This window comes from Caulobacter sp. Root487D2Y (genome assembly GCF_001427165.1).
GTDB lineage: Bacteria > Pseudomonadota > Alphaproteobacteria > Caulobacterales > Caulobacteraceae > Caulobacter.
Map to the genome: position 1 here is coordinate 58,037 of NZ_LMFD01000014.1, position 12,892 is coordinate 70,928.

Annotated in this window: 17 protein-coding genes, 1 other RNA gene and 1 pseudogene; 13 read left to right on the plus strand and 6 right to left on the minus strand. The window is 68.7% G+C overall.

Features of this window, described 5'->3' with window-relative positions; translation table 11 throughout:
* The first annotated feature begins 136 nt into the window (after positions 1-136).
* From ASD38_RS24960 to ASD38_RS20620, 8 genes are all read left to right on the plus strand, one after another.
* Positions 137-265 (plus strand): hypothetical protein, encoded by a 129-nt coding sequence (locus tag ASD38_RS24960; protein ID WP_268761032.1) that lies wholly within the window; start codon positions 137-139, stop codon positions 263-265.
* Positions 262-561: an Atu4866 domain-containing protein gene (locus ASD38_RS20595; RefSeq protein ID WP_056445657.1), complete on the plus strand. Its 300-nt coding sequence runs from the start codon at positions 262-264 to the stop codon at positions 559-561. Before ASD38_RS24960 ends, ASD38_RS20595 begins: the two co-directional genes overlap by 4 nt.
* Positions 527-891: a transfer-messenger RNA gene (gene ssrA, locus ASD38_RS23540) on the plus strand. The genes ASD38_RS20595 and ssrA overlap by 35 nt, the downstream gene beginning before the upstream one ends.
* 220 nt (positions 892-1,111) lie before the next feature.
* Complete coding sequence (locus ASD38_RS20600) at positions 1,112-1,597, plus strand: SspB family protein (RefSeq protein ID WP_056445661.1); 486 nt, start codon at positions 1,112-1,114, stop codon at positions 1,595-1,597.
* A 4-nt stretch (positions 1,598-1,601) separates the two neighbouring features.
* Entirely contained in the window at positions 1,602-2,102 is a 501-nt protein-coding gene (locus ASD38_RS20605; RefSeq protein ID WP_082560831.1) for a PaaI family thioesterase, read from the plus strand.
* Between the two features lie 7 nt (positions 2,103-2,109).
* On the plus strand, positions 2,110-2,922 hold the full coding sequence (locus ASD38_RS20610; protein ID WP_056463014.1) for a C13 family peptidase: 813 nt from the start codon (positions 2,110-2,112) through the stop codon (positions 2,920-2,922).
* 110 nt (positions 2,923-3,032) lie between these two features.
* Positions 3,033-5,189 (plus strand): serine hydrolase, encoded by a 2,157-nt coding sequence (locus ASD38_RS20615; RefSeq protein WP_056463319.1) that lies wholly within the window; start codon positions 3,033-3,035, stop codon positions 5,187-5,189.
* Between the two features lie 100 nt (positions 5,190-5,289).
* Positions 5,290-5,679 (plus strand): hypothetical protein, encoded by a 390-nt coding sequence (locus tag ASD38_RS20620; RefSeq protein ID WP_056445666.1) that lies wholly within the window; start codon positions 5,290-5,292, stop codon positions 5,677-5,679.
* Here ASD38_RS20620 and ASD38_RS20625 read toward each other — a convergent pair.
* The 4 genes from ASD38_RS20625 to ASD38_RS20640 form a co-directional block, all read right to left on the minus strand.
* Entirely contained in the window at positions 5,641-6,039 is a 399-nt protein-coding gene (locus tag ASD38_RS20625; protein ID WP_235523916.1) for a RusA family crossover junction endodeoxyribonuclease, read from the minus strand. The two genes, ASD38_RS20620 and ASD38_RS20625, sit on opposite strands and share 39 nt — an antisense overlap.
* Positions 6,039-6,362: a YbjQ family protein gene (locus tag ASD38_RS20630; protein WP_056445672.1), complete on the minus strand. Its 324-nt coding sequence runs from the start codon at positions 6,360-6,362 to the stop codon at positions 6,039-6,041. Before ASD38_RS20630 ends, ASD38_RS20625 begins: the two co-directional genes overlap by 1 nt.
* 129 nt (positions 6,363-6,491) lie before the next feature.
* Entirely contained in the window at positions 6,492-7,685 is a 1,194-nt protein-coding gene (locus ASD38_RS20635; protein WP_056463018.1) for an acyltransferase family protein, read from the minus strand.
* Positions 7,686-7,884: 199 nt separating this feature from the next.
* Positions 7,885-8,439, minus strand: coding sequence for a DUF1697 domain-containing protein (locus ASD38_RS20640; protein WP_156390816.1), 555 nt, complete (start codon positions 8,437-8,439; stop codon positions 7,885-7,887).
* A 128-nt stretch (positions 8,440-8,567) separates the two neighbouring features.
* On the opposite strand from ASD38_RS20640, the gene fumC reads away from it, so the two are divergent.
* From fumC to ASD38_RS20655, 3 genes are read left to right on the plus strand one after another with little or no spacing between them, the layout of a single operon-like run.
* Positions 8,568-9,959, plus strand: a complete 1,392-nt coding sequence (gene fumC, locus ASD38_RS20645; protein WP_056463021.1) for a class II fumarate hydratase — start codon at positions 8,568-8,570, stop codon at positions 9,957-9,959.
* Positions 9,960-9,963: 4 nt separating this feature from the next.
* Positions 9,964-10,410, plus strand: a complete 447-nt coding sequence (locus ASD38_RS20650; protein WP_056463024.1) for a GNAT family N-acetyltransferase — start codon at positions 9,964-9,966, stop codon at positions 10,408-10,410.
* Between the two features lie 54 nt (positions 10,411-10,464).
* Positions 10,465-10,707, plus strand: a complete 243-nt coding sequence (locus ASD38_RS20655; RefSeq protein ID WP_056463026.1) for a type II toxin-antitoxin system CcdA family antitoxin — start codon at positions 10,465-10,467, stop codon at positions 10,705-10,707.
* A gap of 41 nt (positions 10,708-10,748) precedes the next feature.
* On the opposite strand, the gene ASD38_RS20660 is transcribed toward ASD38_RS20655, so the two are convergent.
* On the minus strand, positions 10,749-11,150 hold the full coding sequence (locus tag ASD38_RS20660; protein ID WP_056445691.1) for a YccF domain-containing protein: 402 nt from the start codon (positions 11,148-11,150) through the stop codon (positions 10,749-10,751).
* 184 nt (positions 11,151-11,334) lie between these two features.
* Here ASD38_RS20660 and ASD38_RS20665 point away from each other — a divergent pair, with 184 nt between their 5' ends.
* Together ASD38_RS20665 and ASD38_RS24105 are read left to right on the plus strand one after the other, a co-directional pair.
* On the plus strand, positions 11,335-12,189 hold the full coding sequence (locus ASD38_RS20665; protein WP_056463028.1) for an FkbM family methyltransferase: 855 nt from the start codon (positions 11,335-11,337) through the stop codon (positions 12,187-12,189).
* Positions 12,188-12,321: pseudogene (locus tag ASD38_RS24105) on the plus strand (hypothetical protein); the annotation flags it as partial. The gene ASD38_RS20665 and the pseudogene ASD38_RS24105, both read left to right, overlap by 2 nt.
* On the opposite strand, the gene ASD38_RS20670 reads toward ASD38_RS24105, so the two are convergent.
* Positions 12,310-12,879 carry a hypothetical protein gene (locus ASD38_RS20670; RefSeq protein ID WP_156390817.1) on the minus strand — a complete coding sequence of 190 codons (570 nt, stop codon included), beginning with the start codon at positions 12,877-12,879 and terminating at the stop codon, positions 12,310-12,312. The pseudogene ASD38_RS24105 and the gene ASD38_RS20670 sit on opposite strands and share 12 nt — an antisense overlap.
* Positions 12,880-12,892 lie beyond the last annotated feature (13 nt).

Consider the following 12,892-nt stretch of genomic DNA (forward strand, 5'->3'; position numbering starts at 1 on the left):
GAACGGCGATCCATGAGTCATGGTGGCGACATCCCGCCTCGCCGCCGTCGCCGCCCCTTTCCGAGCTCTCGCCCTTTCCTAGGGTCTGGGGACCCGGGACCGAACGACGCAGCGGCCGTCCGCCCCCGAGGATATCATGACACGCTTTACGCCCCGCCGGCCCCAGGCCGCGCCTCGGTGGTTCGTCGCCGCCTGGCCGACCGCCGCCGCCCTCGTCACCGCCGCCTCGGCCCTGAGCGGCGTCCATTGGGGAGCCGTCCATTGATCGGCCGCCGCGTCTCCGGCGTCTGGGCCAGCGCCAACGGGGCGGTGAGCCTGGAGTTGCGCCTCGACGGCCGGTTCGAGGAACACCACGACGGCGAACTGGTCTTCGAAGGCCACTACGAGCTGGTCGGCGACGACGTTCGCCTGTTCGAGGACGGCGGCGGACAGCTGGCCGGCCGGCTGACCGAGGGCCGCCTGAGCCTGACCCCGCCGCCCCGCGCCCAGCGTCGCCGCCACCCCGGACATGGCCAAAAACACGGGCGGCCTTCCCTCCACGCCTCCCACCCCCTATATTGAGTTCGTTCGGGTTCGCCCGGACTATGGGGATAAACGCGCACGTAATAAGCGGACTGGACCCGGGTGCGATTCCCGGCGGCTCCACCAAGACCTCCCGAGTTATCACGGGAATGCATGGGGCCGATCAGCATCGACAGACGTGTAAAGGTGTATGCTTTCTCTCGGCGTGGCTCACCGTATCGGGCCGCTAAACTAACTGCGAACGATAACTTCGCTGAAGAGTTCGCCATCGCCGCGTAATGCGGTGCGGGTGATCTCGCCTCTTAAGTCCTAGGGGTTCAGATCCTTAGGCGGGGCCCGGAGGGAGCCTGCCAACAGAATCCCTCCACTTTCCACGACATCGCCGAGGCTCCCTCCTCTTCCTTGCGAAGGGATGCGGGAGCCTGCCAACAGAATCCCTCCACTTTCCATATTCAAACTCCGCGCCTTTCCCTCCCCCTTGTGGGGAGGGAAAGCTCTCTCAAAATTGACGCCCGTTCCACCTTTGCCGCTTCCCCGCGACACGCTACTCTGCTCGCTTCGTTCCAGTTCCCGCTTTACGATGGACCGCATGGCCCAGACCAATCCGCCTGAAGATCTGATGCAGTACGAGGCGATGGCCCAGGACGCCCTGCGCGGCGTCGTGAAGGCCGCGCTGAGGAAAGCCGCCGCGCCCGGCGGCCTGCCCGAACCGCACCATCTGTACATCACCTTCAAGACCCAGGCGGCGGGCGTCTCGGGCCCGCAGGACCTGCTGGGCAAGTATCCCGACGAGATGACCATCATCCTGCAGCACCAGTACTGGGACCTGGCGCCGGGCGAGACCTTCTTCTCGGTGACCCTGAAGTTCGGCGGCCAGCCCAAGCGGCTGTCGGTCCCCTATGCGGCGGTGACCCGGTTCTACGACCCGTCGGTGCAGTTCGCCCTGCAGTTCGAGGCTCCGGAAATCATCCCGCAGGCGCCCGAGCCCGAGCCGGAACCCGAGGTCGTCGCCACCACCGAGGGCGGCGAAGAGGCTCCGAAGATCATCTCCCTCGACCAGTTCCGCAAGAAATAGCCGCGTGAGCGACATCGCCCCAAACGATGTGACCCCAAGCAACGTGGCTTCGGACACGCCGCAAACCTTGACGGACGAGGCGATCCTCGCGCGATTTCTCGCATCCAAGAACCCGCCGGGCAGCGCCCGCACCCTGGGTTTCCGCATGTTGTCGGTCAGCCAGGCCGAACGCCGGGTCGAGATCGCCTTCGAGCCCTCGGTCGAGGCGGTCGGCAATCCGATGGGCCAGGTCCAGGGCGGATTCGTCTGCGCCATGCTGGACGAGTGCATGTCGGTGGCGGGCATGATCACCTCGGGCATGACCTGCGTGGTCCCGACCCTGGAGATGAAGACCAGCTTCCTGCGGCCGGCCCTGCCCGGCCCGCTCAAGGGCGTCGGCTGGGTGGTCCGCTGGGGCAAGACCGTCTGCTTCCTGGAAGGCGAACTCTACGACCCCGAAGGCCGGCTGCTGGCCAAGGCCAGCGCCACGGCGATCCCGACGCCGTTCTCGAAATTCAAGAAGTAGACCGGCCATGCAGCGGTTCGCGAGCCTGGTTCTGGGTTTGCTGCTGCCGCTGCTCGCTGTCCCCGCGCACGCCGAGGGCCCCTTCTCCAACTGGGCCGCGGTCGTCGTGGCCGGCGACTGGCACGCCCATTCGGGCGGTCCGACCGAGGCCTTCGACAACGCCCGCCGCGACATCGGCCTGACCTTGGCGGGCCTCGGCTTCGCCCCCGACGCCATCCGTCAGTATTCGGTGCGTCCCAAGCGCTATCCGACCGTGAGGCCAAGCAAGACCGACCTGCGCGCCATCCACGACGACCTGCGCGACCTGGCGACGAAGAACACCGCCGGCTGCCTGGTCTACCTCACCAGCCACGGCGCGCCCGAGGGCGCGGTGCTCGACGACGACATCCTGCCGCCCGGCCTGCTGGCGGCGGTGATCGACGACGCCTGCCCGGCGCGCCCATCGATCGTCGTGGTCTCGGCCTGCTTCTCCGGCGTCTTCGTCAAACCCCTGCAGCGCGAGGACCGGATGATTCTGACGGCGGCGCGGTCGGACCGCACCTCGTTCGGCTGCAGCGAGGACGACAAGTACCCCTATTTCGACGACTGCTTCCTGTCGTCCGCGCCGACCGCCCGTGACTTCGCGGCCCTGGGTCGAGCGGTCCAGGGCTGCGTGGCCCGGCGCGAGCGCGACACCGGGGCCGAGCCGGCCTCAGAGCCGCAGCTGTGGATCGGCGCCGGCCTACGGCCGCTGCTGCCGCTCTACGCCTTTCCGCGCCCGCCGCCGCGAGGCTCGGCGAAACCCGCCGCCGCCACGCTTTCGAGCGGCGCTGAACGATAGGGCGTCCACGGGAAAGAGGCGGAAGGCGGACCACAGCCCCTTTGATCCCCGGCCGGGGCGCCCTAGAAGTCTGCTCACCTTAGTTTTCCATAGCCGGCGAGGTCTTGTTCGTGACGCTGCGTCTTTCGTTCAGGGCCGTTCTCTCGGCGGCGATCATCGGTTGCGGCCTTTTCGGCGCGACGATGGCTGAAACCCAAGACGTCGCCCCCGCGGGACCGCCGCCGGCCACGACTCCGACCGCCACGCTGCCGTCGGCCCCCGTTCCCTATACGGCGACCGTCCGTCGCCGCCGCGCCCCGCGCCCGCAATCCGCCGCGCCGGCCGCCGCGACGCCCGCGCCCGCGACAGCGTCGAGCGCCGCCGCCCCGACCCCGTCGCCCGTCCTGACCAGCCCGTCGGCGCCGCTGCCGGCCGCCGATCTCGAAGCCTATGTCGACGGCGTCGTGCGCGATCGCATGCTCCGCGACCATATCGCCGGCGTGACCATCGCCGTCGTCCAGAACGGCCAGGTGGTGCTGAAGAAGGGCTACGGCGTCGCCAGCCTGAAGGACGGCCGCAAGGTCGATCCCGACAAGACCCTGTTCCGCATCGGCTCGATCTCCAAGACCTTCACCTGGATCGCCTTGATGAACGAGGTCGAGGCCGGGCGCATGCGCCTGGACACCCCGATCAACATCTACCTGCCCGAGAAGCTGCAGCTGAAGGACCAGGGCAAGAAGACCCCGGTGCGCCTGCGCGACCTGATGACCCACACCGCCGGGTTCGAGGACCGGGCCCTGGGCCAGCTGTTCGAGCGCGACCCGCGCCGCGAGCGTCCGCTGGAGCTGTATCTGCGCCAGGAGCGCCCCAACCGCGTGCGCGAGCCGGGCCTGCTGCCGGCCTATTCCAACTACGGCGTCGGCCTGGCCGGCGCGGCCCTGGCCAATGTGACGGGCCAGCCGTTCGAGAAGGTGGTCGCCGAACAGGTGATCCTGCCCGCCGGCCTGACGCACACCACCTTCCGCGAAAACCGTCCGTGGCAGGACAATCTGCCCGCCCCGATGGCGCCGAACCTGGCGGCCGACCTGTCGGACGGCTTCCGGTGGACCCCGCTGGGCTTCCAGACCGAGGCGCCCGAATTCATCGGCCACATCGCGCCCGCCGGTTCGGCCTCCAGCACCGCCGGCGACATGGCCCGCTACATGACCCTGCTGCTGAACGGCGGGACCATCGACGGCAAGACGATCTTCTCGTCCAAGACCGGCGCGCTGTTCCGCACCCCGACCTACCGCCCGGCCGACGGCGCCCCCGGCTGGAACGCCGGCTTCCAGGACATCCCCCTGCCCGGCGGCCGCCGCGGCTTCGGCCACGCCGGCGCGACCCTGTGGTTCCACTCCAACATGGTCATGGTTCCCGACCTGGGCCTGGGCATCTTCGTGGCGGTCAACACCGACACCGGCGCCGACCTGCCCAGCAGCCTGCCCTCGACCATCCTCGAGCGCTTCTACGCCCCGCGCCCCGAGATCCCCGCCGCCAGCCGGATCACCCATGACGAGGCGCGGGCCTATGAAGGCCAGTTCCTGACCACCCGCCGCGCCTATGGCGGGCTGGAGGGCTTCATCGACCGCCTGATCGGCGAGGCGACCGTGCGCGCCGCCCCGGACGGCCGCCTGACCCTGACGATCGACCGCAAGTCCAGCCAATGGACGGCGACCGACCAGCCCGACACCTTCGCGCCGGTCAGCGGCCCGGGCCTGCTGGTCTTCCAGCGCGACGACGGCAAGGTCACGCGGTTCTTCTCGCCGATGGGCGAGGCGGCGTTCGAGCGCGTCGGCTTCCCGCATCAGCCCGCCCTGCTGACGACCTTCGCCGTGCTGACCGCCCTGGCGGCCATCGCCACCCTGATCGGCGTGGCCACCCGCGATCGCCGCGAGGCGCGCCAGACCCCGACCCAGGCCCGCGCCAGCCTGCTGCAGACCATCCAGGCCATCCTCTGGCTGATCGCCCTGATCGGCGTCGGGGTGTTCGCCAACGGCGCCAGCGATCTGGCCAAGGTGTTCTACGGCTGGCCCAGCGGCTGGCTGCTGAGCGCCTCGGCCTGCGCCTTCGTCGCCACCCTGCTGACCATCGCCACCCTGGCCATGCTGCCCCTGGTGTGGCGCGGCGGCCGCCGGGTCGACAGCTGGGTTTCGCTGCGCAAGCTGGCCTTCACCTGCACGACCCTGATCTTCCTGGGCTTCGCGCTGCTGCTGGCGGCGTGGGGCTTCCTGGAGTTCTGGAACACCTGACTTTCACCCGCTCATCCCGGCATTCGCCGGGATGAGCGGAATTTAAGTCGGCACGTCCCATGCACCGCCCTCCCCGAGAAAGCCTCGGGGGGAGCCGATCGTGTCAAAACTGGACGCCGCCATCTTCGGTCTGGCCGGCCTGCTGGCCTGGCTGGCGGCCACGCTGTTCTACGCCGCCTACGGAAACGGCCTGCTCGAGCAGGCCTTCTGGTTCTACGCGCTGAACGCCTTCGCGGCGGCGGCGGCCGTGACCTTCGTGTTCCAGGCGACGGCGCGGTTGCGGCGCATTCCGCGCGGTCGGCGGCTGTTCCCGGCCTTGGCCTACGGCATGCCGATCCTGGCCGGCGCCGACCTGGTGCTGGCCAACTTCCAGAAACTGATGTCCGACGACCCGGCCAGCCAGGGCCGCTACGGCGCCTTCATGCTGGTGCTGCTGTTCGCGGTGGGAGCGTCAGTCTTCGAGCGTGGCCCGCAGAAAGCGCGACTCTAGCTTCCGCACCACGATGACGATCCGCTCGCGCTCGGCCGGGCGGCGCTCGACCAGCAGCCGGGCGACCTGGGCGTCGTCGTGGAAGGCGTAGCCCTTGATCGCGTCCAGCAGGGCTTTGGCCAGGTTGTCCAGGTCCATCCACGGCGGCTCGCCGACGAACTCCATGCCGATCTCGACCGAGAACTCGCCCCAGGCCGGCCGCGAACCGCGCCAGACCTTGCGGAAGAACTCGTAGATCAGCGGCTTGTAGTACTTGGCCTGGGTGGTCAGGCCGTCGACCACCAGGGTCAGTTCGCCGCCGTCCTCGCGGGCCCTGACCTTGCCGTGATGCGTCCAGCCGTCGTCCATTCCCCCCGGCATCAAGCTTGGGGCTCGACCTTCACGGCGGTGCCATAGGCCAGGACCTCGGTGATGCCTTCCATGATCTCGTTGGCGTCGTAGCGCATGGCGATGACGGCGTTGGCGCCCAGCTCGGCCGCGTGGGCCACCAGCAGGTCGTAGGCTTCCTTGCGGGCCGCCTCGGCCAGGTCGACATAGATCGACAGCTTGCCGCCGAAGATCGACTGGATCGAGCCGCCCAGATTGCCGATCACGCTGCGCGAGCGGACGGTGACGCCTCGCACCAGGCCCAGATGGGCGACGACACGGTAGCCGGGCAGGTCGTTGGTGGTGGCGACGAGCATGGGAGTCTCCCAAAGAGCGGAGGTGCGTCCCGCCCCTATATCGGACCGCTCGGCACCCCGCCATGACTAGAGCACTTTCGAGCGAAGTGGACATCGGTTCGCGTGAAGAAAATGCGTCGAAACAAATACCTAGAGCCGCAGATGGATCCCGCGCCGGTGCAACGGGGCGATCACCAGCGTGATCAAGGTCAGGATCGCCAGGGCGCAGAGGAACGAGGCCAGGTAGGGATCCGCGGTCAGCCGCTGGGCCGTCTCGAAGCCGAAGCCCTGGGGCGTCAGGTCCGGAAGGCCCGCGCGATGCTTCAGTGTCAGGCCGCCGCAGGCGCCCAGCACCTGCGAGACCACGAAGGCCAGGATGGCGTTGCCGCCCAGCACCTTCAGCGGCGCCGCGATGATCCGGGCCGCCCGGACCTTCAGGACGGCCTGGAGGACGACCAGGGCGACCAAGGAGGCGCCGCTGCTGAACAGGGCGAAGCTGGACGTCCAGATCCGCTTGTTGACCGGTACGACCGGAACCAGCGCCAGGCCGGCGACCACCAGGGCCGCGCCCAGAACCAACAGCGGGACGAGACTGGCCGCCCCCTCCGCGCCCCGCTCCGAGCGCCGGGTCAGCATCGTGGCGGCGATCGCGCCGAGCAGCACGTTGACGGTCGCCGGCAGGGTCGAGAGCAGGCCCTCCGGGTCGTAGGTCACGCCCACGCCCTCGGTCAGGCCGTAGGGCCACAGGTGCGGGATCGTGAACACGGCCCGGTCGACGAAGGCCGGCAGCGAGCCGTGCGAGTCCAGCCGCCCGACGCCGAAGCCGGGAACCGGCGTGAACGCCAGCAGCGCCCAATAGCCGACCAGCAGCGCCACGGCGGCCAGGGCGGTGACGCCGATATCGATCCGCGGCGTTCCGTCGGCGGCCGGCTTGGCGGGCAGCAGACAGACCGCGCTGGCCAGGGCGTAGCACAGGCCGATCCGCTGCAGGATGCCGGGTATGCGCAGGTGGGCCAGGTCGAAGGTCGGCAGGGCGTTGAGCACCAAGCCCAGCAGGATCAGCAGGCCGGTCCGGCGGGCCACCTTGACCCACAACGCGGCCGAGGCCCGATCCCCCGCCCGCAGGCGCGGCGCCGAGAGGCCGATCGCCATGCCGACGCAGAACAGGAAGGTGGGAAACACCAGGTCGGCCGGGGTCCAGCCATTCCAGGCCGCGTGCTTGAGCGGCCCATAGCTTTGGTCCCACGATCCGGGACTGGTCACGAGGATCATGCCGGCGACGGCCAGTCCTCTCAAGACGTCGAGCGCCAAGATCCGTCCATCGCCAGCCTTCGCCGAGCCCATGGTCGCCCTCCCCTGTGTTTCGAGAGATATGACCATGAAAGACAGCGCTGTCAATCAGAAATGGATTTGTCCGTTACATATCATGCGCCGACCAGACTGATCAGATCATGCGCGCGGCGCCGTCAAATCCTGCGAAAACGACCGGATCTCAAGATCTTGACGCTCTCTCGTCCGGGTCAGGACGACCGCCCTTCCCGCCTCAGATTCCCGCCATCGCGGCCAGCTTCATCACCGTGTTCCAGTTGCGGGCGGTGCCGACCGGGGCCTTCTTGGTCTTCTTCCAGTCGCGATCCAGCATCGACTCGCCGATGCCGTCGATGAAGTCGACATAGAGCTCCTTGCCGCCGCCCTCGACCCGCTCGCGGCCGGTGATCGCCGCGCGCAGCACTTCGACGTCGGCCGCCGGGATCGGATGCTTGAGGAAGTTGACGACCAGGTGGCTTGGCCGGGCCTCGACCAGATCCGGAAACGGATTGGCGGCGATGATCGCCTTCAGCTCCGCGGGCGAGCGGACCATGAAGTCGGTGCGCAGGCCCATGCGCTTCTCCAGACCGTCCTCCAGGCGCCTTTCGATGTCGGCGTCCGCATCGCTTTTGTGGGGGCCGCCCTTCCCCCATAGCACCAGGTTGCCACTGGCCAGCAGGGTCTTGGCGTCGTCGAAGCCCAGGTCCTTGGCCAGGCCCAGCAGGTCGTCCTTCAGCACCTTGCGGCCGCCGACATTGACGGCCCGCAGCAGGGCGATGTGGGGGCTCATCGGCGAACTCCGTTCCTCGAACGTTCTTGTCGTAGCGTCGCCGGTGCGGCTTCGCAAGTCGGGAGCGTTGCCCTCCGCCCGCCTTGGGTCTAGACCCCCGCTCGACAGATTTCCGGGAGACCCGCCGCATGACCGCCACGCGCAACGAGACCGACACCTTTGGCCCGATCGCCGTCGAGAACGACAAGTACTGGGGCGCTCAGGCCCAGCGTTCGCTCGGCAACTTCAAGATCGGCTGGGAGAAGCAGCCGCTTCCCGTCGTCCGCGCCCTGGGCATCGTCAAGCGCGCCGCCGCCGAGGCCAATCTGGCCCTGGGCAAGCTGGACCCGAAGATCGCCGAGACCATCGTGGCGGCCGCCAACGAGGTCATCGACGGCAAGCTGAACGCGCACTTCCCGCTGGTGGTCTGGCAGACCGGCTCGGGCACCCAGTCGAACATGAACGCCAACGAGGTGATCTCGAACCGCGCGATCGAGATGCTGGGCGGCGAGATGGGCAGCAAGAAGCCCGTCCACCCCAACGACCACGTCAATATGAGCCAGTCGTCGAACGACACCTATCCGACGGCGATGCACGTGGCCTGCGCCGAGCAGATCGTCCACGACCTGCTGCCGGCCCTCAAGCACCTGCACGCGGCGCTGAAGGCCAAGTCCGACGCCTGGGCCAAGATCATCAAGATCGGCCGCACCCACACCCAGGACGCCACGCCCCTGACCCTGGGCCAGGAGTTCGGCGGCTACGCCCAGCAGGTGGCCAACGGCATCGAGCGCATCGAGAGCACCCTGCCCAAGCTGATGGAGCTGGCCCAGGGCGGCACCGCCGTCGGCACCGGCCTGAACGCACCCGTAGGCTTCGCCGAGAAGGTGGCCGCCCAGATCGCCGCCATCACCGGCCTGCCCTTCACCACCGCCCCGAACAAGTTCGAGGCCCTGGCCGCCCACGACGCGATGGTCTTCAGCCACGGCGCGATCAACACGGTCGCCGCCAGCCTGTTCAAGATCGCCAACGACATCCGCTTCCTGGGCAGCGGCCCGCGCGCGGGCCTGGGCGAACTGAGCCTGCCGGAAAACGAGCCCGGCTCGTCGATCATGCCCGGCAAGGTCAACCCGACCCAGTGCGAGGCCCTCACCCAGGTCTGCGTCCAGGTGTTCGGCAACCACGCCGCCGTCACCTTCGCCGGCAGCCAGGGCCACTTCGAGCTGAACGTCTTCAATCCGGTGATGGCCTACAACTTCCTGCAGTCGGTGCGTCTGATGTCGGACGCCGCGATCAGCTTCACCGACAACTGCGTCGTGGGCATCGAGCCGCGCGTCGACAACATCAAGAAGGGCGTCGAGAACTCGCTGATGCTGGTCACGGCCCTGAACGGCAAGCTGGGCTACGACATCTGCGCCAAGATCGCCAAGACCGCGCACAAGAACGGCACCACCCTGCGCGAGGAAGCCGTCGGCGGCGGCTACCTGACCAACGAAGAGTTCGACCAGTACGTCCGCCCCGAGAACATGATCTCGCCGGGCTGACCCTTTGATCCAGCTGATCCGGATCTCTGAAGACCTGCCGGACGGCTTCGACGCCCTCCTCGCCGACGCGGCGAGCGAGGGCGTCGGCAACATGGCGCGGCTGGCCGAGGGCTGGACCGGCGGCGGCCAGCGCTTCGACGGCGACGGCGAGGCCCTGCTGGGCGCGCTGCTGGCCGGTGAGCTGGCGGGGATCGGCGGCCTGTCGGTCGAACCCGCCGCCGACGAGCCGGCCCGTCGCGTGCGCCGCTTCTACGTCCGCCCGACCTTCCGCCGCCAGGGCGTGGCGCGGACCCTGGCGGCGGCCCTCGTGCAGGAAGCCCTCGACCAGGTCGATCTCCTGACCTGCAACGCCGCCGCCTCCCCCGCCGCCGCCCCGTTCTGGGAGGCGCAGGGATTTTCACCGGACGATACGGGGCCTTGGACGCACGTGTTGCGGCGGAGCGCGAGCTAGAAACGCCAGTTTCCGCGCCTGTCAGGCGGTCGAGGGCCGTGTTAGCCTCCGCCCATGGGCAAGGTCGAACTCGACATCGGCATCGATCCGGAACTGCTGGCTCAGGCCAAGCGGCTGGGGATTTCCGTCGCCGGCATGAGCGAGACCCAGCTGCGGCTGCACCTCCAGAAGATCGACCCCGCCGGCGCCGAGGAACGCGCGCGGAGGTGGTCACAGGAGAACGCCGAGGCAATCAAAGAACTCAACCGGTTCGTCGAAGAGCACGGCGCGTTCGGAGACGATCTGCGAACCTGGTGATCCGCCGCGCCGTCGACCGCCTATTCACCGGCTTCTGACGCCTAGCGCCGGTCCACCACCGTCCGCCCGATCGGGGCGATGGCCGCGATGGCCAGCTGCAGGTCCTTGATCGCGAACGGGATGCCGATGATCGTCACGGCCTCGGCGGCGGCGGCGATCAGGTGCGACAGCGCGATGTACCAGCCGCCCAGCAGGAACCAGATCACGTTGAGCACGCAGCCCAGGCCGCCGGTGCCCAGGTCCTCGCGCCCGGTGACCAGCTCGCGCGGCACGAGCTCCTTGCCGAAGGGCCAGAAGGCGAAGCCGGCGATGCGCCAGGCCGCGCCCGTATAGGGCAGGCCCACGATCGTGATGGCCAGCAGCGCGCCGCCCAGCAGCCACAGGCAGCCCGAGATGAAGCCGCCGCAGATGAACCACAGGATGTTGAGCAACAGGCGGATCATGACGGTCTCCGGCGAAAGCGTGGCCCCAGGGCGCGGCCTAGGCGTGCGACGAATCGCGATCGATGTCGAGCTTCACCTTTCTCGCCCGGCGGACGTGACCTTGCCACAAGCTATCGCTATGTGTCGGTCGAGAAACGAAGCCGCCGCGCTTGATTCCAAGGCGCCGCGCCGCCACGAGGGCTCCATGGGTCTGTTCCGCAAGAAGAAGCACCAGGCGATCTCGCTGCCGGTCGGCGTCGCCCCGGTCCCGGCCTCGGTGAAGTTCCGCGGCTGCACCTTCCGCATGCCCGATCACTGGGTGATCACCAAGCAGCTGCTGGACGGCAAGGACTACGAGCCCTGGGTGCTGGACTATTTCCTGCAGACCCTGAAGCCCGGCATGACCGTGCTGGACGTCGGGGCCAGCTGGGGCGCCTTCGCCCTGCCCGCCGCCAAGAAGGTCGGGCCGACCGGCCGGGTGATCGCCATCGAGATGAGCCCGGGCAACGGCCGGGTGATCCTGGAAAGCGCCAAGACCAACGCCATCGACAACATCCGGCTGATCCTGGTGGGCGTGTCCGACAAGCTGGAGACGGCCTTCCTGCGCCGCCAGACCATGCACAACAACCACCAGCTGGAGCCGGCCGGCCAAGCCGCGCCGGACGACCTGAGCGACTACGACTTCGCGCCGGTCGTGCCGATCGACCTGCTGCGCGGCGAGCTCGGGCGGGTCGACGTGATGAAGATCGACATCGAGGGCATGGAATACCGCGCCTTCATGGGCGCCAAGGCCTTCATGGCCGAGCAGAAGCCGATCACCTTCCTGGAATATTCGCCGGCCTTCCAGGCCGAGACCTCGCGCGCCGAGGGTTCGGCCCTGCTGAGCTTCTTCCTGGACCTGGGCTACGGCGTGGAGATCCTGCACCGCAAGAAGAAGCGCGAGGCGGTCAAGGGCGCCAGCGCGGCCGAGGTGATCGCCGCTATCGACGCGGCCTGGACGCGCCACGTCGAGGACGACAACGGCACCCATTTGGACCTGTGCCTGAAGGCGAAGGCCTAGGCGCGTTGCGTCCTTCGAGGCTCGCCTTCGGCTCGCACCTCAGGATGAGGAATTCAGCAAAACGTTCCTCATCCTGAGGCGCCCGCGCAGCGGGCCTCGAAGGACGCAGGAAGGTTCAGCCTACTTGATCAGCTGCCACCGGCTGGCCCACGGGCCCTTGCCGAAGCGCGCGAGGATCAGCAGGTAGAGGCCCGCATAGGCCGCCGTGCCGACCCCGACCAGAGCAATCGCCCAGGGACCCGGCGCATGCCAGGGCGGCGCCGTCAGCCAGTTGTGCGGCGGAGCCGTCAATTCCAGCCACAGCCCGCCCACCCAGGCCAGCGAGAACAGCAGCACGGCCGGATAGCGCAGCAGCGGGCTCTTCTGGACCAGCAGCAGGAATTGGACGAAGGCGACGGCCAGGCCGGCGGCGATCGCCGCGCCGGCGCTCGCCCAGCCATTATGCGTCAGGGCCTTGACCCGTACGGCGGCCGAAAGGGCGGCCGCCACCGGCGCCCACAGCATCGGACCGAACATCAGCAGCAGCACGCCCAGGACGACCACCACGCCCAAGCCCCCGCCGACCACCTTGCCGGCCGTCCCGCCGGCCTGGTGGACATGACCGTGCGGATCGCCGCTGGGATTTTCGGGCGTGGCCTTCAGGACGGTGTTCAGGGACGGCAGCGGGCCTTCCGGCGGCAGCGGAAGCATGTTGCTGATCCTG